The following is a 26,729-nucleotide window of genomic DNA, read 5'->3' as shown; positions in this document are numbered from 1 at the left end:
GCCTTATAGCCGATGCGCGGCGTGACGCAACGTTTAGGCGTGGCTTTACGCAATGATGTCGGGGGTGATTTGATCTTCGAGCAGGGCGATCCGGTCCTTGAGTGCCAGCTTTTGCTTTTTCATGCGCTGAAGCCGCAGGGCATCGAGGTGCCCGGTTTCCTGCATCGCATCAATGGCCGCATCGAGATCGCGGTGTTCGCGTTTGAGCATTTCGAGTTTGACCCGAAGCACATCCAGATGATCCATACGGTTGGACACGTTCATCGCGTTGTCTCTGTCATTGTTTGCAATGGCCCTGACAGACTCAGGCGCATTCGCGCGGCCCGGCAGGTGCCCTGAGCTTAGCCGCAAAGTTTAAAAACTCAAAGCGTTCTGAACGCTCTCGTTTGGCGCGAACGTAAGGGCACTTGAACCATGAGGGTCTGTTGCCCATATCATAGAGGAAGGGTTGCCGGGTTCGGGACCCGTAAGACACAACACAGTCGCTTCGAAAAGGACGTGTAGATGACGAAAGTGAGTTTTGGCGCCCATCCTTTCCTTCTGGGGTTCGATCAGTTGGAGCGTCTGGTGGAGCGCACGGCGAAGACTGACGCCGGGGGCTATCCGCCCTATAATATTGAACAATCCGCGGCGAACGAATACCGCATCACGCTGGCCGTCGCGGGGTTTTCCGAAGGCGATCTGGCGATCACGCTCGAAGACCGTCAACTGGTCGTGCGTGGGCGGATGCCGGAGGAGACGGGCGAGCGCGTCTTTCTTCACCGTGGCATCGCCGGGCGCCAGTTTCAGCGCTCTTTCGTGCTGGCTGACGGGGTCGAAGTGAGCGGCGCGTCGATGGAAAACGGGTTGTTGCACATCGAATTGACCCGCGCGGAACCGGAATCCGTCGTGCAAACCATCCAGATCAGGAAAGGATAAGACATGAACACGCGCTATCCGAATTTGCCGTTTGGAGAAGAGACCCACGAGGTCAAAATCGCCTATGTGCGCCCCGTCGCCGTCTCTGACCTGCCCGAAGAGGTGCAGGATCAGGTCGAGGGGCTCGACCATATCTATTCCGTCAATGACGCGGAGGGCACGCGGTTGGCTCTCGTCGCCAACCTGCCTTTGGCTTTTGCAATTGCCCGCGAACATGATTTCGCGCCGGTGAACGTGCACTGACGTAAAGCCGTAGCAAATACGTTAAAGCGTTTCTCAATAAACTTGAGGCACTCAATTTTGAGAAACGCAGCAATATCAATTCAGTGTGGCAACGTTTTTCGCTCAATCTAATTCAGATGAAACGAAAAACGCTTTAAAGAGATGCCCTCGTTCTTGATAGAGCGAGGGCATCGGCTTATCGAGGGAGGGAAACTGTGCCTCGGAAAGCGCCATGAAAGATTTTGTTGTCTCGCTGACGACCATTCCACCGCGGTTCTCGGATTTGATGCCGACGTTTTTGTCGCTGAAGGCCCAGAAACGTGTGAATATTCGTGAAATTCGCCTCGATCTACCAAAGACATATCGGCGTTTCGAGTTTGACCCGGCAACCGATTTGCCGGATTTGCCCGATTGGGTGACGCTTTATCTGCATGATTTCGACTATGGGCCTGCAACGAAAATCTTCCCCGCGGCACAGGCCTATGCGGGGCAGGATGTCTTGTTGTTCTTTTGCGACGACGATCATCGATATGAGCCGCATTTGCTCTATAAGCTCGGCAAAGCTGCAGAAGCCCATCCGAACGATGTGATCGCCAACATGGGCTACAATCTCAATGAGCGGTTGGTGAACCCCTGTTATGCGTTCTCGCGCAGGTTTCAGCCGCGTGCGATGCGCCGTCCGAAAGACTGGCGCTACCGGCTTTGGCGATTGAGCACGGGGCTGCGCAAGAAACAGGAATTTATAGGCACGCCGGGTTACATGGACTTGGCAGAGGGCTATGGCGGCATTCTGGCGCGCCCGTCTTTTTTCACGCCGGACATGTATGACATCCCTGAGATTCTCTGGACGGTGGACGACCCTTGGTTGTCGGGGCATTTTACCAAAAACGGTCACGGCATCTGGCGCAGCGCCGAGCCCCTGCGGCACGAGCACAATGTGGGGGCAGAGGCGCTTGCCGATTTCGTCTACCAAGGGCATGGGCGCGCGGAAGCGGACACGGCTTGTATCGAATATTTCCGACGCGAATATGGAATATGGGGCGGGGACGATCCGGCGACACGGTTCGACCGCGACCTGAGCGCACCGCGACGCTGGAACGGTTAAGCCGTTTGGCCTCTGTTGAGGGCTAAACTCAGGTTATAGATCGGTGTTTTCGGCCTGAAACGCATTTGCGCTGCGCCATGTCCGGGTCTAGCTATCTCGTATTGATCCCGCGACGACCGGAGTATGGCATGAGGCCTGACCGGACGCCCACGAGCCATACAGCCAGAAAGCGAGCGATGATGAACACTCCGGTGAAACCTGCGGTGAAAATTTCCCGATCCTACAGCGGGCTGCAAAAGCTCCTGCACTGGGCGGTGGTGCTGACCTTTGCCTTTAATTATGTGGTCTCCGATGGCATGGGCCGGGCGCTGCGGACATTCCTTCAGACCGGGGCGAACGACAGTCTCACGGCCGAGCTGCACGTCATCGTCGGTGTTGCGACGCTGGTGCTGATGCTCCTGCGCCTTGTGGTGCGGTTGATCCAGGGCGCGCCCGCATTGCCGCCCGCGCCGCATCCGCTGATGGAAAAGGCCGCACATGGGGTGCATTGGCTGCTCTATGCCGCGATGATCGCGACGCCTGCGGCGGGGGGCGCGGCTTGGTTCCTGGGGCTCCACGAGGCGGGCGACATTCACGAGGTTCTGGTGAACCTCACGCTTTTCCTGATCATCGCCCATGTCGCGGCGGCTCTGTTTCACCACTTCATTCTCAAGGATCAACTCTTGAAACGTATGGCGCCGCACTGAAAGCCGGAACGGAAAGCCGGGCGCCAGAACGAGAAAGCCCCGACCGTGTCGGGGCTTTCTTTATGTCTGGATGATGCGCGCGTTAGTGCGCAGCGATCAGGCCCATGCTTTCGAGTTTGAGAATGACCTGATGGGCACAGTTGTCCACTTCGGTGTTCTCGGTCTCGATCCGCAGTTCCGGGCTTTCCGGCACATCGTAAGGGTCGGAGATGCCGGTGAATTCCTTGATCTTGCCTTCGCGCGCGAGCTTATAAAGCCCTTTGCGATCCCGCTTTTCGCATTCCTCGATGGAGGTGGCGACGTGCACCTCGACAAAGGCGCCAAAGCTTTCGACATCTTCACGCACCGCACGGCGGGTGGTCGCATAGGGCGCGATCGGCGCACAGATGGCGATGCCGCCGTTTTTCGTGATCTCGGAGGCCACGTAACCGATGCGGCGGATGTTGAGATCGCGGTGCTCTTTCGAAAAGCCCAGCTCGGAGGACAGGTTTTTGCGCACGATGTCGCCATCCAGAAGCGTCACCGGACGCCCGCCCATCTCCATCAGCTTGACCATCAAAGCGTTCGCGATGGTGGATTTGCCGGAGCCGGAGAAACCGGTGAAGAACACGGTGAAACCCTGTTTCGAACGCGGCGGCTTGGTCTTGCGCAGCTCTTTCACCACCTCGGGGAAAGAGAACCATTCGGGGATCTCAAGACCTTCGGCCAGACGACGGCGCAGCTCGGTGCCGGAGATGTTGAGGATGGTGATTTTATCCTTGTCCTCGATCTCATCGATGGCTTCGTATTGCGCCCGTTCCTGAACCCAAACCATGTGTTTGAAGTCCACCATTTCGATGCCCATTTCGTCTTGGTGCTTGCGGAAGAGATCCTGCGCATCATAGGGGCCGTAGAAATCTTCGCCCTTGGAATTGGACCCCGGACCAGCGTGGTCGCGGCCAACGATGAAGTGGGAGCAGCCGTAGTTTTTACGGATCAGACCGTGCCACACGGCCTCACGCGGGCCCGCCATCCGCATGGCGAGCGGCAGGAGCGACATGGTGGTCGTGGACTGCGGGTATTTGTCGAGCACGGCCTCGTAGCAGCGCACGCGGGTGAAGTGGTCCACATCGCCCGGTTTGGTCATGCCGACGACCGGATGGATCAAGAGGTTGGCCTGAGCTTCTTTCGCGGCGCGGAAGGTCAGTTCCTGGTGCGCACGGTGCAGCGGGTTGCGGGTCTGGAAGGCCACAACGCGGCGCCAGCCGAGTTTGCGGAAATAGGCGCGCAGCTCATTGGGCGTGTCGCGACGGGCGCGGAAATCGTAGTGCACCGGCTGTTGGATGCCGGTGATCGGACCGCCGAGGTACACTTTGCCCGCCGTGTTGTGCAGGTAGTTGACCGCCGGGTGCTTGTCGTCATCGGCGCCAAATACTTTTTCGGCTTCGAGCGCTTTGTTCGGCACCCAATTGTCGGTGACGGTCATGGTGGCGAGGATCACGCCCTCTTGGTCGCGCAGTGCGATGTCCTGGCCCTCTTTGAGGGAGGCGGCGAAGTCTTCGGAGACATCGAGCGTGATCGGCATCGGCCAGAGCGAGCCGTCGGCGAGGCGCATCTCATTCACGACGCCATTGTAATCGGCCTCGGACAGGAAGCCTTTGAGCGGGTTGAACCCACCGTTCATCAGCAATTCAAGATCGCAAATCTGACGCGGGGAGAGGTCCCAGCTCACGAGGTCCGCCGCCTCGACCTTGAGTTTCTGGGCGCTTTCGTAGGAGACGTAAAGCTCGGGGATCGGGGCTAGATTTTCGGCCATGCAAATCGCCTTTTTGTGGCTGGAACGGTTCAACGGTGTAATCACGATGCTGCAAGGCGGCATCGCACTTACGCCGGAGTAGCCTTTTTTCACGGGCCAATTCAACACTGGTGGCGCTGACGAAACAAAAATGAGGCCCGTGGGCCTCACTTTTGATCGGTATCAGGAACTCTGTTCGTCCAATCGCGACGAAACCGGTCCTTTGTTTCGCCATATGGGCTTATTCTTGAGCCGCCAGCCAATGTTCCGCATCCAAAGCTGCCATACAGCCCATGCCCGCCGAGGTCACCGCCTGACGATATTTGTGATCCGTCAGATCGCCCGCGGCGAAAATGCCGGGAATGGAGGTCTCGGTGGTGCCGGGATTGACCTTGACGTAGCCGCCGTGGTGCATCTCCACCTTGTCTTTCACCAACTCGGTCGCCGGCGCATGGCCGATGGCGATGAACACGCCTTTGGCGGCAATATCGGTGATCTCGCCGGTCTTGACGTTTTTCACCTTCACGCCGTTCACGCCCTTCAGCGGCGCCTCGTCGCCGTAGACCTCGACCAACTCGCTGTCCCAGAGCGGGTGGATTTTCTCGTTCTTCATCAGACGGTCGATCAGGATCTTCTCAGCCCGCAGCTCGTCGCGGCGGTGGATCAGCGTCACTTTCGAGGCAAAGTTGGTCAGGAACAAAGCTTCTTCGACCGCCGTGTTGCCACCGCCGACCACAACGATCTCCATGTTGCGATAGAAGAACCCGTCACAGGTCGCACAGGCCGACACGCCATAGCCCTTGAAGGCTTCCTCGGTCGGCAGGTTCAGCCATTTCGCCCGCGCACCCGTGGCAAGGATCACCGCATCGGCCGTGTAGATCGTGCCGCTGTCGCCTTTGGCCACAAAGGGACGGCTGTCGGTGTCCAACTCGACGATCAGGTCAGAGATGATCTCGGTGCCCATCGCGCGGGCGTGCTCTTCCATCTTCACCATCAACTCGGGGCCCTGCACCTCGGTGAAGCCCGGAAAGTTTTCGACCTCGGTCGTGGTGGTCAATTGCCCGCCCGGCTCCATGCCCTGCACGAGGATCGGAGACAGCATCGCGCGCGCCGCATAGACGCCCGCCGTGTAGCCCGCAGGACCTGAGCCGATGATCAGAACTTTGGTGTGTTTCGTGTCCGCCATGATCCGGGACCCTTTTCATGTTGTCTTTTATGTCGGCACCGATATAGACACGCGGCTCGCGCTTATCAAACCCCCCTGTGCCGCACAGCGGTGGTGAAAAAATGAGCGCGGATTGGCGTAGGGCACCTGACCCGTGCGAAATGCTCTTGAAACTTTCTTGCTAAAATGAGAAAGAATGTTGCGCGCAGAGACCGCTTTGCGCATTTGTTGGAATTTACGCCGTTTCGGCCAAGGCTTCGGGAAAACAGATGCCCTCTCATAAACTCGACGAGATTGATCGCAAAATTTTGGCCGAATTGCAGGCAGACGGTCGCATGACCAACGTGGAGCTGGCGAAACGCGTCGGCATTTCCGCGCCGCCCTGTTTGCGTCGGGTGCGCACCTTGGAAGAGAGCGGCTATATCAAGGGCTATCACGCCGTGGTCGATGCCCGCGCGCTGAACTTTGAAGTGCAGGTCTTCGCCATGGTCGGTCTGCAAAGTCAGGCCGAGGTCGATCTGTCGAAATTCGAGGCGAAATGCCAGGAATGGCCGCTTGTGCGCGAATGCCACATGCTGAATGGCGAGGTGGATTTCATCCTCAAATGCGTGGCGCCGGACCTCTCGACCTTCCAAAGCTTTCTGACCGGCGAGTTGCTGTCGACGGAAAATGTCGCGAGTGTGAAGACCTCTCTGGTGATCCGCGGCGCGAAAGACGAACCCGGCGTGCCCTTCGAGGTGCTCGAAGCGCGGCTGGCGCAAAACGCCTGAACTGAGTGGCTAAAATCATCTCGCAGATATAAAAACGGCCCGCCTTCAGGGCCGTTTTTTTGTGGATGCCCGATGGAGGGACATCTCATCGGTCGGCTGAACAGGTTAGCGGAACGTCAGTTCCAGCATATCCGTGGGCGTCAGGCGCAGCTGCGCCATCGCGCCGAAATCGCCCAGAGTTTCGAGATGCGGGAACATCTCCATGAACCGCCCACGCAGATCGCCATGCAACTGACCGGCGGCCGCGGTGCCCGGATGATAGCTCTCAAGCTCGACGCCATTGACGCGCATAAGGCTGTGGCGGGCAAGGCCGATGTGATAGCTGCGCACAGACGAAATCGGCGTCACCTCGATCACGGACATGCCATCGACGAGGCTTGGCACCGGGGCCATGGCTTGAGAGGTGCCATAGGTAGATTTCAACGCATCCGCCCGCAGCAAAGATCGCGCACCGGCCCCAAGCATCAGATCGGGGGCAGGGCGGCCCAGCCCGAAGGCATCCGCCATGATCCGATAGAGCCGCTCGGGCTTGGCCTCCGGGCTGCGCGTGCCTTTCGGGTCCAACATCATCGCGCCGATCCACTCGACACATTGCACCCCATTGTCCACGGTTTCGATCAGGTCGCCCGGCAACAAATCTTCAATGGCAACAGGCCCTTGCGGCGTCGGGATCAGCGCGCCACGGGCAAAGGCGTTGAACGCCGCCTCGAACAATGGCAGGGCCGGCGCGTTCAACGTGTCGTCGCGAATGTCGCCATTGGGCGCGCGCCAGAGGATTTCATAGCGGCGCAGCGCGTGGTTCTGACGTTCGTGAAGATGATCCTGAGGGCGCGCCCGGCGCACGGTCCATGCCGTTTGAACGGAGGGGCTGGGCTGAAGATAGCCTTGCCCTGTTCTGGGCAGGCCTGCAGCGGCGTTGTTGACGTGCGCGTGCGGGCCGGAAAGGGGCTGCGACATGGAAAAGCCTCGTGACTGTGTCGGCCCCCACCGAAAAACAGTGGATCTTTGATCACAGGAAACGAGGTGGATTGTCAAAAATTTTATCGAATTACGGTTAAGGGCGGAACCAGTCGACCTGTCCGCTCTTGCTTTGTTTCCGGCCTGCGGCGGAATGTGCCGCTATTGTGGCGCTCTCACGTCACGAAGCCTACCAGCTTCGAATCGTTCAGGCCGAGGCGCGCAGTTGGAATTTGGCGGCCGGAGCAGATTTCTTTGCGATGAAGGCGGCACGACGGGCGCCACGGCTCCAAGGCATCTCGACCTCGGTCTTTTTCGCTTCAGAGATCATGGATGTCATCCAACGGCGTTTTTTCATGCTGGCTTTCATGGCGCGGCTCTCACATTTCCTGCACTGTTTCGGTGCCTGTTTCTGACTTGAGAACAATATGCCCCGGGCCTTCGGCGAAAATGCGGCGACTGGGGTGAAAAATCGACGGAGGACGCGTCCGATTTTGTGGGCACCTGTGGGGAGGGCTCTCGGGCACATTAACCTTAAGAAAATTAAGGTTAATTTCTGTTTTCGAAAAACAATGGTGCGCAAGTCGCAGGATTGTTTCTGGCGAAAATGGGGCAGGTTTGCGCCGCATTCCTGCCCAAAACAGCAAGTGCTGCAAACTGGCCTCAGAGGCGGATCAGAGAAATGAGTCGCCCGTAATCGGCCTCTTTGCGATGCACCGAACGACGGTAGGAATAGAACCGCTCCGGGTCGGAATAGGTGCAATGCCGGGTCCATTCAGCCTGACCGACACCCGCCTGACGCAAACGGTGCAGACCGTAAGCCGGCAGGTCGAACTGATAGCGATCCCCCTCACCATTGGCAAAGAAGCGGGCGTTGTCGGGCGTATCCGCGATGAAATCCTCAAGGAATTCAGGCCCCACCTCATAGGCGCGTTGCGAAATCGACGGGCCGATGATGGCGGTGATGTCCGCGCGATGGGCGCCCAAGGCTTCCATCTCTTCAATCGTCGCCTCAAGAACCCCGCCAATCGCACCTTTCCAGCCGGCATGCGCCGCGCCGATGACTCCGGCTTTCGGATCGGCGAAGAGCACCGGCTGGCAATCGGCGGTCAGGATCACAAGCGCCAACCCCGGCTGATCGGTGACCAGCGCGTCGCATTTCGGCGCTGCTCCGTCTTGCGGTCCGGTGACACGGGCGACATCGGCGGAATGCACCTGATGCGCGGCGCAGAGATCGTCATATGTCAGCCCGAGCGCGCTTGCGGCCCGGCTGCGATTGATCTTGACGATGTCGGCTTGATCCGTCGATCCAAGCCCACAGTTGAGCCCGCCAAACACCCCCGACGAGGCGCCGCCCTTGCGGGTGAAGAACCCGTGCTGAATGCCGTCCAGCGCGTCAGAGGTGATGATTTCGAGGTTCATATGTCTTATCCCGCGTCGAATCCTGGGGGCATTTTATCCGGGCTGGGGGCGAGGGCCAGCGCTTTGAAAAGGGTTCCCATTTCTGCGGGCGAGGTCAACCGGTCAAATGCGCGGGCGTGGCTTTCCAAAGCTTCGCCGCTCAGTTTTGTGGCAAGTGCCTCTGCGCGTTCTGAGATGCCCAAGCGCGCCAAAAGCATCCCTTGCGGGATCATCTGAGACGGGACGGCGCCTGCGGTTTGTGCGGTCTGCGCCAGCGCCTCGAAATCCACATGCGCAGTCAGATCGGCCTGACCGGGGCGGGCGAGGGGGTCGACCATCTCATGGGCCTCGAGCGCTTGGAACGTATCGCCCAAAGAGCGCCAGTCACCATAATCGACAAAGATCGCAGCGCCGCCGTGGTCGGCGATCCGCTGGGCGATCTCGGTGACGACGGGCGCTGCACTGGGGCAGGTTTCGACCACATCGCCGTCTGTCGTGTCGTCGAGTCGAGGCGCCAGTTCGGCCAGCGGCGTGGGCGCCGAGAGGCCCAGCGTCAGCGCACCGTCTTTCAGCCCGACCTGCGTTTCGGCCCAGCCCTCCCCCTTGCGGGTGAATTGCCGGATCGGCAGCGCGTCGAAAAACTCGTTGGCGATTACCCACAATGGCGTATCGGGCAGCTCCGCCATATGATCGCACCATGTGACCTCATAACCCGCAAGACGCTCCTTTTGCGCGGCGCGCAGCGTGGGGGAGGCCTCAATCAGATGCACCCGCATCGCATCATGAAACCCCGGCACACGCCTAGTGGCGCGCAGAATGTCGGCCATCAAGGTGCCGCGACCGGGGCCAATCTCGGCCAGCGTAAAGGGCGCGGGCGCGCCTAGGGCCAGCCAGCTTTGCGCCAGACACAGCCCCAAAAGCTCGCCGAACATCTGACTGATTTCCGGCGCGGTGGTGAAATCCCCCGCCGCGCCTAGAGGATCGCGCGTGGTGTAATAGCCGTACTCCGGGTGCAGCAGGCACTCCGACATATAATCGGCAAGCGAGATCGGCCCGGTTTGAGCGATCCGGCGGGTGAGAATGTCTTTGAGCGCGGTCATGCTTTCTTGGCTCTGAGCATGAAGAACAGGCCCAAGAGGATCATCGGCAGGGACAGAAGCTGACCCATCTGCATCCCGAGGAAAACGGATCCGGTGGGGTTGGAGGCGGTGATGAATTGCGCATCCGCTTGGCGAAAGAACTCAACGATGAAACGCGACAGGCCGTAGCCCGCAAAGAACAGCCCCATGACGAAGCCGGGGCGTTTCAAGATGCCGGTGAACCAGACGAGGGCGAGGATCAGCGCGCCGAGAATCAGCCCCTCCATCCCCGCTTCATAAAGCTGCGAGGGGTGGCGGGCGCAGACCGGACCGACATTGGCGCAGGCCTGCGCGTCCATGCCCGGAAAAATCACCGCCCAAGGCCCATCCCAAGGCTTGCCCCAAAGCTCGGCATTGACGAAATTCGCGAGCCGCCCGAGCAAAAGCCCCGGAGGCGTGGCCATCGCCAAGAGATCACCCAGCGACAACAAGGGCTTATTGTGTTTGCGCCCCCAGATCAGAGCCGCAATCACAACGCCCAAGAACCCACCATGAAAGGCCATGCCGCCTTTCCACACCATCGGGATTTCCCACGGGTGGCTGAGATAATAGCCGGGATTATAGAGCAGCACGGAGCCAAGCCGCCCGCCGACAATGACGCCCAGAATGAGCCATGTCAGCAGGTCTTCGAACTCTGCCTTGCTCATCGGCGCGGTGCCATCGGCCCAAAGCCGGGTGGCCTTGAGCGCGCGCAGGATCAGGAACCACCCGACCAGAAAGCCGCCGATATAAGCGAGCGCATACCAATGCAGCGCAAAGTTGATCGGCCCCAGATTGATCTCGAAGATCACCGGGGAGAGGTCGGGAAAATTCAGCACGGCAGGGGTCAAATTCAACATGCGCGCAACTGTCGTCAGGGCGCGGCGGAAGTCAACCTTGCGATTTGCGCTTTCCCGCCCCATATAGATCACAGACATTCACGACTGCGCCGGAGGCCGCCATGCAGACCCGCAACAAGATCCTTGATGACTTCTCGCAACTCATGACCAACGCCATGGGTGTGGCCCAAGGCGCCAAGGACGAGGCGGAAACCGCGATGAAAAGCCTTGTCGACCGCTGGTTGGCGGATCGCGATTTCGTCACCCGCGAAGAATTCGACGCCGTGCGCGGCATGGCGCAAAAGGCGCGCGAAGAGAACGAAGAGCTGAAAAAGCGCCTTGAGGCGCTTGAGGCCAAGATAAAAGCCTGATCGGTCAAGCCGTTTCAAAAGTGCCCGAAAAGCTCCCGTTCAGGGGGCTTTTTTTCTGTCCACAGCTGGCTTTGTGAGGATGTGGAAAAGACAGGCATCCTGTGGATGGCTGTCGATTGATGGGGATAACATAAATATTTCGCTTTACAGATTCGGTGCTTTCGTCACACCATATCTAGTAAGGGAAGGTGCTGCACACGCCGACCCTTAGAGCAGGCACCAAGTCTTAGTGGAAGCCACCGTGATGTCACAAAGGGGGGATGTCGCTGCGCCACGACAGACGCAAAACAGACGAGGCCCGTGTATGTCGCTTATTGAGCAGAGCTTTTCTACCGAAATTCACCCGATCGATCTGTGTGAGCATCTTTGCGAGCACAATGACTGGGAATTCGACCGTGTCGCCGACGATCAGATCGCCATGGCGGTCGAAGGTCAGTGGCGCACCTATTCGATCACGCTGGCCTGGTCCGATTTCGACGAGACCCTGCGGCTGATCTGCACCTTCGAGATGGAACCGCCGGCTGAAAAGTTGCCGCAGATCTACGAAATCCTGAACCGCGCCAACGACCAAATCTGGACCGGCGCTTTCACCTTCTGGCCCGAACAACAGCTCATGGTCTACCGTTACGGCCTCGTGCTGTCGGGCGGTCAAATCGCAGGCGCGGAACAGGTGGATCGCCTGATCGGCTCCGCGGTGGGGGCCGCCGAGCGGTTCTACCCGGCCTTCCAACTGGCTGCCTGGTCTGATCGTTCGCCCGAAGAGGCGATGGATGTTGCGATCCGCGAGGCCTATGGGCGCGCATAATTGCAAGACGCCGCCGCGTTGCACGCAGATGGATGATTGATAAAGTGCCCTCTGATTCAGAGGGCATTTTTCGTGACGAAAGGGATGAGCATGGATGATCTGAAAACACGTGGTCTGGTGCTGTTGGGCTGTGGGAAAATGGGCTCAGCAATGCTCAAGGGCTGGCTCGACGGCGGTCTGCCGCCCAGCTCGGTGACCGTGCTCGATCCGACGCCGTCAGAGTGGCTGCAAGGCACCGGCGTGAATCTGAACGCGGCACTGCCGGACAATCCGGCGATCGTTCTCGTCGCGGTCAAGCCGCAGATGATGGGCGATGCGCTGCCGTCGCTGCAAAAGCTCGGCAATGGCACGACCGTGTTCCTGACCGTCGCCGCCGGGATCACCATGGCGCGCTATGAAGAGATGCTGGGCGATAAAACCCCCATCGTGCGCGCCATGCCCAACACGCCGGCCGCCATCGGGCGCGGCATCACCGGGATCGTCGGCAATGCCATGGCGAGCGAAGCCGATGTCGATTTGGCCGACAGCCTGTTGCAAGCGGTGGGGCAGGTGGTGCGCCTCGAAACGGAGGCGCAAATCCGGCCTCTCATGGCGATCTCCGGCTGCGGTCCGGCCTATGTGTTCCACCTGATCGAGGCGATGGCCGTGGCAGGCGAAAAGGCCGGTTTGACACCAGAGATGGCGATGCAACTGGCCAAGGCCACTGTCGGCGGCGCAGGTCAGCTGGCGGAAACCTCCGATGAAAGCCCGGCACAGCTGCGCATCAATGTGACCTCGCCGGGCGGCGTGACCGCCGAGGCGCTGCGCGTGTTGATGGATGAGGAAACTGGCTTCCCTGTGCTCTTGGAGCGCGCCGTCGAGGCCGCGATCAAGCGTGACGAGGAGTTGGCATGAGCGGTGAGAAAACCGCCGAGATCGGGTTTGACGACTTTTTGAAAGTCGATATTCGCGCGGGCACAGTGGTCCGCGCGGAACCCTATCCGGAGGCCCGCAAACCGGCGATCAAGCTCTGGATCGATTTCGGCCCGGAGATCGGCGAAAAGAAATCCTCGGCCCAGATCACCGTGCATTACACGCCTGAAACCTTGGTCGGGCAACAGGTCATGGCCGTGGTGAATTTCCCGCCACGTCAGATCGGGCGGTTCATGTCGGAGGTGCTGGTTTTGGGCTTCCCTGATGCCGAGGGGGCGATTGTTCTGGCGCAGCCGGGTCTCTCGGTGCCGAATGGCGGGCGAATGCATTAAGGCCTGATTGGGGGCTTAGCAGCCCCCAGTCGCCTCGCGCCAATGCTTGCGGCAAAGTGACACATAACGCTCATTGCCACCAATATCGACCTGCGCGCCCTCGGTCAGCACCATGCCGTTCTCCGACATACGCACCACCATGGTGGCCTTTTTTCCGCAATGACAAATCGTGCGCACTTCGCGCATCTCATCGGCCAGCGCCAAAAGCGCGGCGGATCCCGGGAAGAGGTTGCCCTGAAAATCGACGCGCAACCCGTAGGCCATCACCGGCACCTTCAGATCATCGACCACGCGCGCCAACTGCCAAACCTGGTCCTTGGTCAGAAACTGCGCTTCGTCGATGAAAATACAGGCCAGAGGGCCGTCTTTGAGACGTGCCTCGATCTTGGCGAACATATCTTCGTTTTCTTCAAACGTGTCTGCCTCATCGCCGATGCCAATCCGGCTGGCGATGCGCCCCGCGCCTGCGCGGTCATCAAGTTTCGCGGTAATGAGATAGGTGTCCATCCCGCGTTCACGGTAGTTGTAAGACGCCTGAAGCAGCAGAGTCGATTTGCCCGCGTTCATGGTCGAGTATTGAAAATAGAGCTTTGCCATGCGCCGTTCTGTGCCAGATCACATAGGCTGGGATCAAGCGGGCAATGCGTGCGAAACTCCAGGAATACGAAAAACGTGCCGCTCAGCGGCTGTGTTGCGGGAAACTAACGGGTGGAAGCCTGAGAAAAACTCGTGACCATGGCCGGCGTTTGCCTGACGGCAAAGGGGATGAGGGTGCCGGGACCAAACTATAAACCTGTTTTCTCGAAAAACGCTCCCACCCGACCCGATGCGTGTTTGCATCGAATACTCTCTAACGCCCGCAACAACAGGTATATGCTTGTATGTCATGCGAAAATCGGGAATTTAATGGGAAATGGTTTATGGAATTCCCCATGGGATGGACGACGTAAGGGGTTGGGACACGAATAATGGATGCTGCAGGGAACTATCTTAAGAAACACACCGAAGCGCTGGTGAAAGATGTCGGTTTGGAGGCAGCCTGCGCTCTGACCGGTAAGTCCAAGGCCACGCTCGGGCGCTATTATTCGACGGCGGATGAGCATTCCGACCGCTTTATTCCGGTCGATGCCGTCGCCCAACTGGAAGCGGCGGCGGGCTATCCGCATGTGACCTCTGCTTTGGGAGAATTGAAAGGCATCGCGCTGTCTTATGACGCGACCCGCAACGAGCATCCGAAACAGGGTGGGGTGAACACCGATGTGGTTGCCCTCTCGCAACGTTTCGCCATGCTGATGGCCGAATACACAGATGCGATCGAGGATGGGATCATCACCATCAACGAGGCCAAGCGCTTGCTGCGAGAGACGCTCGAACTGCAACAGGTGCTGATCAACATGAAGCTGCACCTTGAGCAGGAAGCCACCTGATAAGTGATTGATCCAAAAATAGAAAAGGCGGCCTTTAGAGCCGCCTTTTTTATGCTTTCACTTTAGCCGCGGCGTCTTTGCCGGGAGGGGCGGCCTTTTGCGCCACCCGGCTTTCCGGCTGGGTTTCCGCCCTGTTTCGCGCGCGGTTTGCCGCCCGCATTGGCGCCACGCGGAGCGCCGCCACCATTTCCGCCGCCACGACGACGACCGCCTTGCGGTTTGGGTTTCGGCTCCGCCTTCATTCCGTCGGCGGCCCAAGAGGCCGGAGTCGCAATCGGAATACGAATCTTCATCACCTTCTCGATGGCGCGAAAATCATCCAATTCGGTCGGCGAACAGAAGGCCACAGCCTTGCCGTCGCGGCCTGCGCGCGCCGTGCGTCCGATACGGTGCACAAAGTTCTCCGGCACATTCGGTAGCTCGTAGTTATAGACGTGACGCACCGCCGGAATGTCGATCCCGCGTGCGGCCACATCGGTCGCCACCAGCACTTTGATCTTACCGGATTTCGCTTCCGCCAGGGTGCGCTCGCGCTGACCTTGCGATTTGTTGCCGTGAATCGCGCCCGCTTCGAATCCGTCACGCACGAGGTTCTTTGCCATCCGCTCCGCCCCGTGTTTGGTGCGGGAAAACACCAGAGCCAATTCGTCGGCATGGTCACAGAGCAGCTCTTTCAACAGCTCGTATTTGTCCGGCTGCGGGATGAAGTGTACTTCCTGGTCGATCTTGTCGGCCGCCTTGCCCGGAGGCGACACCTCGATGCGGATCGGCGAGGTCAGGTAGCTTTTCGCGATCTCGTTCATGTCCTTCGACATGGTGGCGGAGAACAGCATGGTCTGGCGTTCTTTCGCCAGCATCGGCACCAGTTTTCTGAGCGCATGGATGAACCCCATGTCGAGCATCTGGTCGGCCTCGTCCAGCACGAGGAAGGTCGTCTCATCCAAACGCACCGCCTTGCGGTCGATCAGGTCCATCAAACGGCCCGGCGTGGCGACGAGAATATCGGTGCCGCGATCAAGACGGTTGATCTGGGCATTGATCGACACACCGCCGACGACGCGGTTGAGCTTGAGATGCGAACCTTTGATGAAGGGGAACAGCCCGTCGGCGATCTGGTTCACCAACTCGCGGGTCGGCGCCAGAATCAGCGCGCGCACGGTTTTCGGCGCGGGTTTCGAGCCATCGCTGTAACACATGTGCATGAGCGGCAGGCCAAAGGCGAGCGTCTTGCCCGTCCCGGTCTGCGCCAGACCCATCACATCGCGACCCTGCATCACTTCGGGAATGGCGCGGGCTTGAATGGGGGTCGGGGTCTCGATGCCGATCTCTTTCAAAACATCGAGCAGCTTCGGCTTGAGGCCGAGCATGGAAAAATCAGTCATATCTGTCCTTTGGTGGGAAACCCACACGCTAGACGCACCCGCATCCCGCGGGCACTTGGTTGGTCGCGGAAAAGGTCTCCGGAGCGTGCCATATGCCCACCCCGTCTTTCCGCCGGACCCCTTGCGTGATGTTGGGAACCTTTGGGCGGCTCAGAGCACACCCGATCTTCCACCCGGCGCGTCAAACGCGGCTGCTCACGCGGCAGCACGGGGTAGGAATGTCGCTCACATGGGGCAGAGCGGCGGAGAAGTCAAGGGATTTGCCGCGCTGCAACAAAAAACGCCCCGCAATCACGGGGCGTTTCTTAAGTCTTTTAAGGCTCCGACGCTCAAACGTCCTGAAGGCTCAACACCTCGATCTCACCCTCTTCGCGCGCCTTGATCGCCATGGCGGCGGCATGAGAGGCGGCGGCGGTGGTGAAATAGGGGATCTTGTCGTAGAGCGCGACGGAGCGAATTTCACGCGAATCTTCAACGGCTTGATTGCCTTCGGTCGTGTTCAGAACCAATGCGATCTCGCCGTTTTTCATCATGTCGACGATGTTCGGACGGCCCTCGTAAACCTTGTTCACAATCTGGCTTTCGATGTCATGTTCTTTCAGGAACTTCGCCGTGCCACGGGTCGCGACGATCTCAAAACCCAGATCGACAAGCGTTTGCATCGCTTCGACCATCTTCGGTTTCTTGTCGTAGTTTTTCACCGACAAAAACACCTTGCCCGAGCGCGGCAGATCGGTGCCGGCGCCCATTTGCGCCTTCAAAAACGCGCGCGCAAAGCTCTTGTCCGCGCCCATGACCTCGCCGGTCGAACGCATTTCCGGGCCAAGGATCGTGTCCACACCCGGGAAACGGGCAAAGGGCAGGACGGCCTCTTTCACGGCGAAACGCCCCGTGCCCTCAGGCGCGACCAGATCGAAGGTGTCGAGCTTTTCACCCGCCATGACGCGCGCGGCGATGGAGGCGATGGGGCTGTTCACGGCCTTTGCGACGAACGGCACGGTCCGGGAGGCACGCGGGTTGACCTCGATGAGGAAGATCACGTCGTCCTTGACCGCGAATTGCACGTTCATGAGACCCACGACGTTGAGTTCAAGCGCCAGTGCTTCGGTCTGACGTTTCAGCTCTTCGATGATCTCGGGCTTGAGCGAGTAGGGCGGCAGGGAACAGGCGCTGTCGCCGGAGTGGACGCCCGCTTCCTCGATGTGCTGCATAATGCCCGCGACGTGGACTTTCTCACCATCGCAAAGCGCATCGACGTCAATCTCGGTGGCGCCGGAGAGGTAGTGGTCCAAAAGAACCGGGCTGTCGCCAGAGACGACCACGGCAGAGGAGATGTAGCGCTTGAGCTGCTCCATATCGCGGACGATTTCCATCGCACGACCACCCAACACGTAGGACGGGCGGATCACCAGCGGGAAGCCGATACCTGCCGCGATTTCAATGGCTTCCGCGTCGGTGGAAGCGATGCCGTTGGTCGGCTGTTTCAGCTCCAGACGGTTGACGAGGTCCTGGAACCGCTCGCGGTCTTCGGCCAGATCAATCGCGTCCGGCGTGGTGCCGAGGATCGGAATGCCTTCGGCCTCAAGCGCGTTCGCGAGCTTCAGCGGCGTTTGACCGCCGAACTGAACGATGACGCCGTGGAGCGTGCCGTTTTCTTGTTCGACACGCAGGATTTCCATGACGTGTTCAAAGGTCAGCGGCTCGAAATACAGACGATCGGAGGTGTCGTAGTCGGTCGACACGGTCTCCGGGTTACAGTTGATCATGATCGTCTCGTAGCCCTGTTCGGTCAGCGAGAAACAGGCATGACAGCAGCAGTAATCGAACTCGATGCCCTGGCCGATCCGGTTCGGACCACCGCCCAGAATGACGACTTTCTTGCGATCCGAAGGCCGCGCCTCGCATTCCACGTCGCCCATCATCGGGGCCTCGTAGGTGGAATACATATAGGGCGTTTGCGCCTCGAATTCGGCGGCACAGGTGTCGATGCGTTTGAACACGGCGGTGACGCCAAGGTTGCGGCGCGCGCGGCGCACATTGGCCTCGTCGCGGCCTGTCAGTTTCGCCAGACGCGCGTCGGTGAAGCCCATCATCTTGAGCTTGCGCAGGCCTTCTTCGGTAACCGGCAGGCCATCGCGTTTGACCTCGGCCTCGGCCACGAGAATTTCGCGGATACGGGCGAGGAACCACGGATCGAAGCTGTTGATCTCCTGGATTTCCTCGTCAGAGAAGCCAAAGCGCATGGCTTGGGCAATCACACGGAGACGATCCGGCGTGGCTTTGGCCAGCTCACGGGTGACGGATTTGTCGATCTTCTGCTGCGCGGCCTCATCGGCGCCCAAAAGGATGCGCGGCAGGGTCGTCGCGGAGCCGTCGGCCTCGACAATATCGGAGGTCTTCGGCATTTCCGGCAGCTCGATCTCGTCAAAGCCGGTGAGGCCCGATTCCATCGAGGACAGCGCTTTTTGCATCGACTCGTGGAAGGTCCGGCCAATCGCCATGACCTCGCCCACGGATTTCATCGCGGTGGTGAGGTTCGGCTCGGAGCCGGGGAATTTCTCAAACGCGAATTTCGGAATTTTCGTGACGACATAGTCGATGGTCGGCTCGAAAGAGGCCGGCGTCACCTTGGTGATGTCGTTGTCCAGCTCGTCGAGCGTATAGCCCACGGCGAGTTTCGCGGCGATTTTTGCAATCGGGAAACCTGTGGCTTTCGACGCCAGAGCGGAAGAGCGCGACACGCGCGGGTTCATCTCGATCACAACCATACGGCCATCGACCGGATTCACAGCCCATTGCACGTTGGAGCCGCCGGTTTCGACGCCGATCTCGCGCAGCACGTTGATCGAATGCGTCCGCATGATCTGATATTCTTTGTCGGTGAGCGTGAGCGCAGGGGCCACGGTGACCGAGTCGCCGGTGTGCACACCCATCGGATCGACGTTCTCGATGGAACAGACGATGATGGCGTTGTCGGCGGTGTCGCGCACCACCTCCATCTCATATTCTTTCCAACCCAGAAGCGATTCATCGACGAGGATCTGCGCCACAGGAGAGGCCTCAAGACCCGAGCGACAGATTTTCTCATAGTCGTCGCGGTTGTAAGCCACGCCACCACCGGTGCCACCAAGCGTAAAGGCCGGGCGGATGATCGCCGGAAGGCCGATGTGCTCCAGCGCATCCATCGCGATCTTCATGCCCGCACCGATGTCGTATTTGCCGCTTTCAAGCTTCGGCGCGGCGACGATGTCGGCTTTCGGGTTCTCGATGCCGAGACGGTCCATCGCCTCGCGGAACAGTTTGCGATCTTCTGCCATTTCAATGGCTTCGCGTTTCGCGCCAATGAGTTCGACGTTGAATTTCTCGAGAACACCCATGTCGGCGAGCGCTAGCGAGGTGTTGAGACCGGTCTGGCCGCCCATGGTGGGCAAAAGCGCATCGGGACGCTCTTTCTCGATGATCTTGGCGACGACTTCCGGCGTGATCGGCTCGATATAGGTCGCATCCGCCATGTCCGGATCGGTCATGATCGTCGCCGGGTTGGAGTTCACCAGAATGACCCGGTAGCCCTCTTCCTTGAGCGCTTTACAGGCCTGCGCACCGGAATAGTCGAATTCACAGGCTTGCCCGATGATGATCGGCCCCGCACCAATGATCATGATGGAGGAAATATCGGTTCTCTTCGGCATGGCAGACCCCGGAATATGTTTGAGCAGCTTTCGCGCGCTCTTTAGCAGGGCGCGCGCAAATTGTCGTGGGTTATAGTCATGACGGGCGGGGGTGCAAGGGCGGATTTCCAAAAAACGCACCAAGCCGTCTGGCTCAGTGGCGATGATAGACGCAATAGCCAAACGAGGCGACCATCGCGGTCATCACCAGCGTGCCCCAGACCTGAAACGACACCAAGGGCCAATGCAGCCGATCCTGAACCCAATAGGACATCTGAGGCGCGAAATTCGAACTGAGAATCGCGATGAATGCGATCCAGACCACGCCGCGCAGGAGACCGATCCGGAACACAAAGAGCGGGGCAAAGGCGGCGATGGCGATATAGTGGTAGCTCCAGCTCAACGGATTGGCGAGCGCGAAGAGCCCCATGACAAAGGCCCAGACCCAGCCGCTGTCCGCGCCCTGACGTTCGGCGAGGCGGATCAGCATGGCCCCCAGCGCCATGGTGGCGAGCATGGCACCACTCGACAGGGCTTTCCAAAGCGCGGGTTTGGCCATGAAGAAAAAGCCTTCGCCCGGTTTCATGTCGATGCCGTAGAGGGCTGTCCACTCGGGGATCGGGCGGTTGCGTAGGGTGTCTTCGAAAAACATCTGTCCGATCATCGGGTCGAAGGACCACGAAACGGGCGTCACGAGAACCGTGCCGGAAATGGTCGAGACCGTGTGCAGGAACAGCGCGTGCAGCGGCCAGCCGGTCAATGCGATGGACAAAAGACCAAGCGCGAGGCCGAAGCCGACAAAAGACACCGCAGTGCGTCGATGCCCGCCCGCCAGAAACAGGATGACGAAAATCGCTGGGTAAAGCTTGATTGCCGCCGCCAGTGCCAAGGCCGCGCCGCCCGCGATCTCATGACCGTTGCGGCTCCGTTCGATGCTCAGAAGCGTCAGGAAAGCCACGAGAATCTGGAACTGGTTCTGCATCAGGGCGATCTGGCCGATGGCGCTGAGCGAAAAGAACACCATGCCGATGAGGAGCGCGGGGATCACTGGAATAGGCCGCCGCGTGATGCGCAGCGCCAAAAGCGCGCAAGAGGCCAACAGCACCGGGTTCACATAGGAGGCGAAGGTGCGGATGGTCTCATAATCGACGATCTGGCTCAGCTTGCCCGCGAGAAAGACCCAGATCGGCGGATAGATGAAGGGAAAGACTTCTTGTGTCTCGCCATCCACGGTCAGCGCCTCATACCAGTCGCGTGGCGAATAGAGGTCGAACATGCCATTCTCAAGCGGCGGGTAGATGTTATGCGTCTCACCCGCGACCCAAAACTTGCCCGCCATCCAGGATGCTAGAAAGTCGGGCGAGGGCACATTTGCGTAAATCGTCACGCACAAGAGGGTGAAGCCGAACATCAGACAGGCGATGGCGACCCACTCGGAGCGTTTGAACGGTGGCGTCATGATGTTTCCCGCATAAAAGGGTGCTGCACGGCGTGTCCTCAAATCTACTCGTTAAATTTTTCGGGCAGTTTCTGTCATTCGACGGCCTCACGCAAGGGCGCAGGCCCCGCCTTAGGCTTGACTTTCCGCTCTGGGCCTTGTGTATCAGCGCGAGCGTTTTCGAAACGATTGCCCACATCTCCTAAAGGGATCCGATCCATGCATGTCTACCGCAGCCATACCTGCGCCGAATTGAACAACTCCAACGTGGGCGACACCGTGCGCCTCTCCGGCTGGGTGCACCGCATCCGGGATCATGGCGGCATTCTTTTCGTCGATCTGCGCGACCACTACGGTATGACGCAGGTGCTCTGCGACCCGGACAGCCCGGTGTTTTCCGCGATGGAAAAGGTGCGTTCCGAATGGTGTATCCGCATCGACGGCACGGTGAAGGCGCGTGATGCGGAGCTGGTGAACCCGAAACTGCCCACCGGCGAGATCGAGGTGTTCGTGCGCGATCTCGAAATCTTGGGCGCCTCCGCCGAGCTGCCGCTGATGGTCTTTGGCGATCAGGAATACCCGGAAGAGACCCGTCTGAAATACCGTTACCTCGATCTGCGTCGTGAGCAGATGCAGAAGAACATGGTGATGCGCTCTCAGGTCGTTCAGGACCTGCGTCAGCGCATGTGGGGCAATGGATTCAACGAATTCCAGACGCCGATCATCACGGCCTCGTCGCCGGAAGGCGCGCGTGACTTTTTGGTGCCGTCTCGCCTTCACCCGGGCAAATTCTACGCCCTGCCGCAGGCGCCGCAGCAGTTCAAACAGCTTCTGATGGTCTCGGGCTTTGACAAATATTTCCAGATCGCGCCCTGTTTCCGCGACGAAGACCCGCGTGCGGATCGTAGCCCGACGGATTTCTACCAGCTCGACATGGAAATGTCCTTTGTCACGCAGCAGGACATTTTTGACGTGATGGAGCCGGTGATCGCCGACATGTTCGACAAATTCGGCAAGGGCCGGAAAGCGAACCGCGATTGGCCGCAGATTTCGTACAAAGACTCGGCACTTTGGTATGGCACCGACAAGCCGGATCTCCGGAACCCGATCAAGATGCAGGATGTCTCCGAGCATTTCCGTGGCTCTGGCTTTGCGATCTTCGCCAAGCTTCTCGAACAAGAGGGCAACGAAGTGCGCGCCATTCCGGCGCCGAAAGGCGGCTCGCGCAAATTCTGCGACCGGATGAACAAATTCGCCCAGCAAGAGGGCTTGCCGGGGATGGGGTATATCTTCTGGCGCGATCAGGGCGAAGGCATGGAAGCCGCCGGTCCGCTGGCGAAAAACATCGGACCTGAGCGCACCGAGGCAATCCGTCAGCAGCTTGGCCTTGAAGTGGGCGATGCGGCCTTTTTCTTGGGTGGCAAGCCGAAGTCCTTTGAGCGTGTGGCTGGCAAGGCCCGCACGGTGATCTGGGAAGAGACGCCGAAAGCGCCGGAGGACGAAAACTGGCGCGATGCGTTCAAATTCGCCTGGATCGTCGATTTCCCGATCTATGAACAGGACGAAGAGAGCGGCAAAATCGACTTTGAACACAACCCCTTCTCCATGCCGCAGGGCGGGATGGACGCGCTCTTGGGTGATCCGCTCAAGGTGCTGGGCAACCAATATGACCTGGCCTGTAACGGTTATGAGTTGGTGTCGGGCGCGATCCGGAACCACAAACCGGAGATCATGTTCAAAGCCTTCGAGATCGCGGGCTATGGCAAGGATGAGGTCGAGAAACGCTTTGGCGGCATGGTCAATGCCTTCCAATATGGCGCCCCGCCGCACGGCGGCTGTGCCCTTGGCATCGACCGCGCGGTGATGATCCTCGCCGATCAGGACAACATCCGCGAAGTGATGCTCTTCCCGATGAACCAACGCGCTGAAGACCTGATGATGGGTGCGCCGTCGGAGCCTACGAATGAACAGCTTCGCGAGTTGAACCTGCGGGTCATTCCCCAAGAAGACTAAGCCGCTTCGGCACGGCAGAAACAGATATCAAAAAAGGGCGCGGAACTTCCGGCGCCCTTTTTCTATGGATGGACCGAAGATGTTACACGACTTTGCGCGGCTCGATCCGGGATTGCACAAGCCCCGCGATCCGCGCCACGTCGGAGCCATAGGGCAGGCCTTTTTCGCGGTGATAGACCAAAGCCTGCGCCGCCACTTCCATCTCCGCATCGCCCGCCGTGCGCGCGACACCGGAGAGAAATTGCGCGATGTAATCCAAAAGATCTTCGCCGCCATCGGTGGTCAGAAGATCGGCGATATGGACGAAATCATCCTGAAGCGCGATGGGATCTGGGCTGATCATATCGTCGCTGACGGCATGAAGCCCCTCGGGACGCACGTCTTCGGGCAAACAGGAGAGAACGCATTCCTGAAAGGCACCCAGAGAAGAGATCGGTTTTTCAATGAACCCGTCGGCACCGGCCGCAATCGCCAGAGCTTCGGCCCCGCTGTCACCCGACATGCCCAGCACCACATCGACCCGCGGACGGGCATGCGTCAGCTCGTCGATCAACTCCGCCCCGGAGCCGTCCGGCAGGCCGAGATCGACGATCACCACATTCGGGCGATAAACGCGCAGATGCTTGCGTGCAGAACTCAGGCTGTCGGCCCGTCGGATGCGCGCGCCAGAGCGCAGGCACAAAAGCCGCATCGCCTCAGAAGCAAATCGGCTGTCCTCGACAACCAAAACGGTCAGTCCAAGGAGCGGGCGCTCCGCGGTCGGGGCCTGTATCGTTAACAGGCGTTCAAGTTCATCACTCATTGTTCAGCTCCATCCAGTGCGACTCGGAGTAAACCTCAGAACTGGTGAATGACTGGTTAACCTTGAGACGGGACGGTCAATGTGAGCGGTATCTGTACCCTAAATGCCTTGCGGGAACCCCGGTCTCGGGCGATAAACGGGCGGATATTTCATGGAGGAAGAGAAATATGATCGGTCGCCTGAATCACGTCGCCATTGCCGTGCCGGACCTCGAAGCCGCATCTGCGCAATATGCCAACACGCTGGGCGCCAAGGTGAACCCGCCGCAGGACGAGCCGGATCATGGCGTGACCGTGGTCTTCATCGAGCTGCCGAACACCAAGATCGAGCTGCTCTATCCTCTGGGGGACGACTCCCCGATCCAAGGCTTTCTCGACAAGAACCCTTCGGGGGGCATTCACCACATTTGTTACGAGGTCGACGACATCCTCGCCGCGCGCGACAAGTTGAAGGAAGAGGGTGCGCGTGTGCTTGGCTCTGGCGAGCCGAAAATCGGCGCCCATGGCAAGCCGGTGCTGTTCCTGCATCCGAAAGATTTCAACGGCTGTCTGGTCGAGTTGGAACAGGTCTGAGATGGGGATCACCTCAGCCATCGTGCTCTATGCGGTGACATGGTTCATGACCATGCTCGTCGCCCTGCCGATCGGGCTTAAGACCCAGGGCGATCTGCGTCATGAGAATGGCATCGACAAGGTCGAAGGCACCCATGACGGCGCGCCCGCCAATTACAACCCAAGGCGCAAGGCGCTTTGGGTCACGGGCTTTGCGACGGTGATCTGGGCCATTTTGGTGGCGATCATTTCTTCGGGTTGGATCACGTGGCACGATCTCGACTGGACCGCGAAGCTGCCGTCAGTGGCGGACAGCTGAGCCGGATGAAACGGTGCCGCCTTCGAGCCGCATGAACATATGCGTGAAGGTGGCAGCCCCCAGAACCGGGATCAGCAGGTTGACCAAAGGAATGGTGAGCGGGATGGCCATCAAGGCCCCCGCCAACCAAATCTCCGGCATATGCCTTTTGCGCGCCGCTTTGGCACCTTCGCGCCCCAGACGCCGCATGGCGACCATCTGGAAATATTCGCGGCCCAACAGGAAGCCGTTCAAGGCCCAGAAAATCACCGGAGCGGCGATGTTGAGGATCAGGTACAGCACCAAGGCGATCAGGTTCGCGAGGACAATCACCCCCAAAAAGCCCAAGGAATCCATGACGATGTCCGACAGGCTCTGGTGCGGCACCTCGGACAATCCGGGGTAATGTACGTCCTCAACCGCCTCTGAGACCTCTTCGAGGAAAATGCCGGTAAAGGCCGAGGCGACCGGCACCATCAGGAACACCGAAAGTCCGATCATCAGGAAGAACGAGCCGATGGAGAGCGCGTTGTCGACCCATGTGATTTCGCCGATGAAGGGCAGGGTGAAGGTGTCGGGCACGAAAACGCCGATCACCCAGACAAAGGCCAGATAGATCGCGATCAAAAGCGCGACGGTGAGGCCGAGACCTTTGAACAGCACGGATTGAAATCGCTTGTCGCCCAATTGGCCGAGCGCCTTGGAAAAATCGCCGAACATCACGCAGAGACCCAGTCGACGATCTGATTGAGATCAGGGCGGGGACGTTCCGGCGGCGCGATGGTCTCAGTCCCGATGTGGATGAAACCGGCGATGCTTTCATGTGCTGCGAGGCCAAGGCCCTCTTCGCAGAAAGAGCGGTCATGCGAGGCCCAGCCCGAGAGCCAATTCGCGCCCCAGCCCGCTGCCAAGGCCGCGTTCAACAGCGACAGGCAAACGGCGCCCGCGGAGTAAAGCTGTTCGGAATGGGGGACTTTTGCGCTGTCCTTCGGCGAGAACACCACGGCGATGGCGAGATCGGCGTCGGCATATTGACGCTTGGCTTTCTCGACCTTGTCGGGGTCAATTCCGAGGGTTTCGGCCAGTGGCGCAATGCGTTCCGCCAGCCGGGTAAGGGCAGCTTTTTCCAAGACGATGAACCGCCAGGGCTCAAGTTTGCCATGGTCCGGCGTGCGCGCGGCGGCGGTCAACAGCGTCACGAGCGTGTCGCGATCCGGCACCGGCGTGGTGAGCGTCTTGGCCGGACGGGACCGACGGGTCAAAAGGAAATCGAGTGCGGCGGGGTTGGGCGCGGGCATGAGAGGCCTTTCATCTGCGTTTCCTGCAACATGTCGGCGTTTTTGTCGGTGTTTTCAACCGCGCAGATGGTAAAGGGAGGCATGGATAAGATGGAATTGAAAGCAGCCCTTGAGGCATGCGTGATCGACGGGATGCTGTCGGTGCGCGTGACGCCCAAGGCCTCGCGCAATGCGGTGGTTGTCGAAGAGGAGCAGGTCGTGCGGGTTTACGTCACCACTGTGCCCGAAGGCGGCAAGGCGACGAAAGATGTGATTAAGATTTTGGCCAAAGCCATGGGCCGGGCGAAATCGACGCTAACGCTGGTGCGCGGCGAGACCTCTCGGGACAAGGTGTTTCGGGTGGAGTAATGCTGGGGTGGGGTGAATGTTCAGGTTGAGCCCATAGTTACCGGCATTTCGACCGCCAAGACTCAAAAGGAAGTCTTATCTCTTCCAACACAATGGGTTTGCATTTATCTATCTGGATCTACTGCCGTG

At 59.4% G+C, this 26,729-nt stretch carries 29 protein-coding genes; 14 read left to right on the top strand and 15 right to left on the bottom strand.

Annotated elements, in window-relative coordinates; translation table 11 throughout:
- Positions 1-45: 45 nt before the first annotated feature.
- Complete coding sequence (locus tag ACN0X0_RS04295; RefSeq protein ID WP_167599728.1) at positions 46-264, bottom strand: YdcH family protein; 219 nt, start codon at positions 262-264, stop codon at positions 46-48.
- Between the two features lie 240 nt (positions 265-504).
- Here ACN0X0_RS04295 and ACN0X0_RS04290 point away from each other — a divergent pair, with 240 nt between their 5' ends.
- From ACN0X0_RS04290 to ACN0X0_RS04275, 4 genes are all read left to right on the top strand, one after another.
- Complete coding sequence (locus ACN0X0_RS04290; protein WP_417278149.1) at positions 505-918, top strand: Hsp20 family protein; 414 nt, start codon at positions 505-507, stop codon at positions 916-918.
- Between the two features lie 3 nt (positions 919-921).
- Positions 922-1,161 carry a DUF1150 family protein gene (locus ACN0X0_RS04285; RefSeq protein ID WP_417262583.1) on the top strand — a complete coding sequence of 80 codons (240 nt, stop codon included), beginning with the start codon at positions 922-924 and terminating at the stop codon, positions 1,159-1,161.
- 211 nt (positions 1,162-1,372) lie between these two features.
- Positions 1,373-2,245, top strand: a complete 873-nt coding sequence (locus ACN0X0_RS04280; protein WP_417278148.1) for a glycosyltransferase family 2 protein — start codon at positions 1,373-1,375, stop codon at positions 2,243-2,245.
- 176 nt (positions 2,246-2,421) lie between these two features.
- A complete protein-coding gene (locus ACN0X0_RS04275; RefSeq protein WP_417278147.1) occupies positions 2,422-2,931 on the top strand; it encodes a cytochrome b in 510 nt (169 codons plus the stop codon).
- An 82-nt stretch (positions 2,932-3,013) separates the two neighbouring features.
- Here the strand turns inward: ACN0X0_RS04275 and ACN0X0_RS04270 are convergent, their stop codons facing one another.
- Positions 3,014-4,726 (bottom strand): bifunctional sulfate adenylyltransferase/adenylylsulfate kinase, encoded by a 1,713-nt coding sequence (locus tag ACN0X0_RS04270; protein WP_417278146.1) that lies wholly within the window; start codon positions 4,724-4,726, stop codon positions 3,014-3,016.
- Between the two features lie 220 nt (positions 4,727-4,946).
- Positions 4,947-5,891: a thioredoxin-disulfide reductase gene (gene trxB / locus ACN0X0_RS04265; protein ID WP_226549020.1), complete on the bottom strand. Its 945-nt coding sequence runs from the start codon at positions 5,889-5,891 to the stop codon at positions 4,947-4,949.
- Positions 5,892-6,139: 248 nt separating this feature from the next.
- On the opposite strand from trxB, the gene ACN0X0_RS04260 reads away from it, so the two are divergent.
- Positions 6,140-6,640: an Lrp/AsnC family transcriptional regulator gene (locus ACN0X0_RS04260; protein WP_417262587.1), complete on the top strand. Its 501-nt coding sequence runs from the start codon at positions 6,140-6,142 to the stop codon at positions 6,638-6,640.
- 105 nt (positions 6,641-6,745) lie between these two features.
- On the opposite strand, the gene ACN0X0_RS04255 is transcribed toward ACN0X0_RS04260, so the two are convergent.
- From ACN0X0_RS04255 to lgt, 5 genes are all read right to left on the bottom strand, one after another.
- Complete coding sequence (locus ACN0X0_RS04255; RefSeq protein WP_417278145.1) at positions 6,746-7,597, bottom strand: Hint domain-containing protein; 852 nt, start codon at positions 7,595-7,597, stop codon at positions 6,746-6,748.
- A gap of 208 nt (positions 7,598-7,805) precedes the next feature.
- Positions 7,806-7,955: a hypothetical protein gene (locus ACN0X0_RS04250; RefSeq protein ID WP_417278144.1), complete on the bottom strand. Its 150-nt coding sequence runs from the start codon at positions 7,953-7,955 to the stop codon at positions 7,806-7,808.
- 305 nt (positions 7,956-8,260) lie between these two features.
- Positions 8,261-9,019: a peptidoglycan editing factor PgeF gene (gene pgeF, locus ACN0X0_RS04245; RefSeq protein WP_417278143.1), complete on the bottom strand. Its 759-nt coding sequence runs from the start codon at positions 9,017-9,019 to the stop codon at positions 8,261-8,263.
- A 5-nt stretch (positions 9,020-9,024) separates the two neighbouring features.
- Positions 9,025-10,098, bottom strand: a complete 1,074-nt coding sequence (locus ACN0X0_RS04240) for a class I SAM-dependent methyltransferase (RefSeq protein ID WP_417278142.1) — start codon at positions 10,096-10,098, stop codon at positions 9,025-9,027.
- The gene (gene lgt, locus ACN0X0_RS04235; protein ID WP_417278228.1) at positions 10,095-10,976 is read right to left on the bottom strand and encodes a prolipoprotein diacylglyceryl transferase; all 882 of its coding nucleotides are present in this window, start codon (positions 10,974-10,976) and stop codon (positions 10,095-10,097) included. The genes ACN0X0_RS04240 and lgt overlap by 4 nt, the downstream gene beginning before the upstream one ends.
- Positions 10,977-11,077: 101 nt before the next feature.
- Here lgt and ACN0X0_RS04230 point away from each other — a divergent pair, with 101 nt between their 5' ends.
- The 4 genes from ACN0X0_RS04230 (at position 11,078) to ACN0X0_RS04215 (ending at position 13,375) form a co-directional block, all read left to right on the top strand.
- The gene (locus ACN0X0_RS04230; protein WP_417278141.1) at positions 11,078-11,326 is read left to right on the top strand and encodes an accessory factor UbiK family protein; all 249 of its coding nucleotides are present in this window, start codon (positions 11,078-11,080) and stop codon (positions 11,324-11,326) included.
- A 304-nt stretch (positions 11,327-11,630) separates the two neighbouring features.
- Positions 11,631-12,131: a YbjN domain-containing protein gene (locus ACN0X0_RS04225; RefSeq protein ID WP_226549033.1), complete on the top strand. Its 501-nt coding sequence runs from the start codon at positions 11,631-11,633 to the stop codon at positions 12,129-12,131.
- Between the two features lie 84 nt (positions 12,132-12,215).
- Positions 12,216-13,025 (top strand): pyrroline-5-carboxylate reductase, encoded by an 810-nt coding sequence (gene proC / locus ACN0X0_RS04220; protein ID WP_417278227.1) that lies wholly within the window; start codon positions 12,216-12,218, stop codon positions 13,023-13,025.
- Positions 13,022-13,375: a tRNA-binding protein gene (locus ACN0X0_RS04215; protein WP_417278140.1), complete on the top strand. Its 354-nt coding sequence runs from the start codon at positions 13,022-13,024 to the stop codon at positions 13,373-13,375. The genes proC and ACN0X0_RS04215 overlap by 4 nt, the downstream gene beginning before the upstream one ends.
- 15 nt (positions 13,376-13,390) lie before the next feature.
- Here ACN0X0_RS04215 and ACN0X0_RS04210 read toward each other — a convergent pair whose 3' ends face one another.
- Positions 13,391-13,972 (bottom strand): thymidine kinase, encoded by a 582-nt coding sequence (locus ACN0X0_RS04210; RefSeq protein ID WP_226549037.1) that lies wholly within the window; start codon positions 13,970-13,972, stop codon positions 13,391-13,393.
- 371 nt (positions 13,973-14,343) lie between these two features.
- On the opposite strand from ACN0X0_RS04210, the gene ACN0X0_RS04205 reads away from it, so the two are divergent.
- Positions 14,344-14,802: a hypothetical protein gene (locus tag ACN0X0_RS04205; protein ID WP_417262644.1), complete on the top strand. Its 459-nt coding sequence runs from the start codon at positions 14,344-14,346 to the stop codon at positions 14,800-14,802.
- A gap of 62 nt (positions 14,803-14,864) precedes the next feature.
- Here the strand turns inward: ACN0X0_RS04205 and ACN0X0_RS04200 are convergent, their stop codons facing one another.
- The 3 genes from ACN0X0_RS04200 to ACN0X0_RS04190 all read right to left on the bottom strand — a co-directional run bounded on the left by ACN0X0_RS04200 (position 14,865) and on the right by ACN0X0_RS04190 (position 21,311).
- A complete protein-coding gene (locus ACN0X0_RS04200; protein WP_417278139.1) occupies positions 14,865-16,184 on the bottom strand; it encodes a DEAD/DEAH box helicase in 1,320 nt (439 codons plus the stop codon).
- Between the two features lie 329 nt (positions 16,185-16,513).
- A complete protein-coding gene (gene carB / locus ACN0X0_RS04195) occupies positions 16,514-19,873 on the bottom strand; it encodes a carbamoyl-phosphate synthase large subunit (RefSeq protein ID WP_417278138.1) in 3,360 nt (1,119 codons plus the stop codon).
- A 133-nt stretch (positions 19,874-20,006) separates the two neighbouring features.
- Positions 20,007-21,311 (bottom strand): glycosyltransferase family 87 protein, encoded by a 1,305-nt coding sequence (locus ACN0X0_RS04190; protein WP_417278137.1) that lies wholly within the window; start codon positions 21,309-21,311, stop codon positions 20,007-20,009.
- A gap of 198 nt (positions 21,312-21,509) precedes the next feature.
- On the opposite strand from ACN0X0_RS04190, the gene aspS reads away from it, so the two are divergent.
- Complete coding sequence (gene aspS / locus ACN0X0_RS04185; protein ID WP_417278136.1) at positions 21,510-23,303, top strand: aspartate--tRNA ligase; 1,794 nt, start codon at positions 21,510-21,512, stop codon at positions 23,301-23,303.
- Between the two features lie 82 nt (positions 23,304-23,385).
- On the opposite strand, the gene ACN0X0_RS04180 is transcribed toward aspS, so the two are convergent.
- Positions 23,386-24,105 carry a response regulator gene (locus ACN0X0_RS04180; protein ID WP_417278135.1) on the bottom strand — a complete coding sequence of 240 codons (720 nt, stop codon included), beginning with the start codon at positions 24,103-24,105 and terminating at the stop codon, positions 23,386-23,388.
- Positions 24,106-24,272: 167 nt separating this feature from the next.
- Here ACN0X0_RS04180 and mce point away from each other — a divergent pair, with 167 nt between their 5' ends.
- Positions 24,273-24,677, top strand: coding sequence for a methylmalonyl-CoA epimerase (gene mce / locus ACN0X0_RS04175; RefSeq protein ID WP_417278134.1), 405 nt, complete (start codon positions 24,273-24,275; stop codon positions 24,675-24,677).
- A 1-nt stretch (position 24,678) separates the two neighbouring features.
- Positions 24,679-24,975 carry a DUF1467 family protein gene (locus tag ACN0X0_RS04170; RefSeq protein WP_417278133.1) on the top strand — a complete coding sequence of 99 codons (297 nt, stop codon included), beginning with the start codon at positions 24,679-24,681 and terminating at the stop codon, positions 24,973-24,975.
- Here ACN0X0_RS04170 and ACN0X0_RS04165 read toward each other — a convergent pair.
- Both ACN0X0_RS04165 and ACN0X0_RS04160 read right to left on the bottom strand, forming a co-directional pair.
- Entirely contained in the window at positions 24,958-25,674 is a 717-nt protein-coding gene (locus ACN0X0_RS04165; RefSeq protein WP_417278132.1) for an EI24 domain-containing protein, read from the bottom strand. The genes ACN0X0_RS04170 and ACN0X0_RS04165 overlap by 18 nt on opposite strands.
- A complete protein-coding gene (locus ACN0X0_RS04160) occupies positions 25,674-26,252 on the bottom strand; it encodes a nitroreductase (protein ID WP_417278131.1) in 579 nt (192 codons plus the stop codon). Before ACN0X0_RS04160 ends, ACN0X0_RS04165 begins: the two co-directional genes overlap by 1 nt.
- Positions 26,253-26,333: 81 nt before the next feature.
- On the opposite strand from ACN0X0_RS04160, the gene ACN0X0_RS04155 reads away from it, so the two are divergent.
- On the top strand, positions 26,334-26,600 hold the full coding sequence (locus ACN0X0_RS04155) for a DUF167 domain-containing protein (RefSeq protein WP_417278130.1): 267 nt from the start codon (positions 26,334-26,336) through the stop codon (positions 26,598-26,600).
- The last annotated feature ends 129 nt before the right edge of the window (positions 26,601-26,729 follow it).

Origin of the sequence: Celeribacter sp., from assembly GCF_048270365.1 — a bacterium.
Taxonomy (GTDB): Bacteria; Pseudomonadota; Alphaproteobacteria; order Rhodobacterales; family Rhodobacteraceae; genus Celeribacter.
The sequence above is the reverse complement of the archived record's forward strand: the minus strand, read 5'-3'. Positions and strand labels throughout refer to the sequence as shown.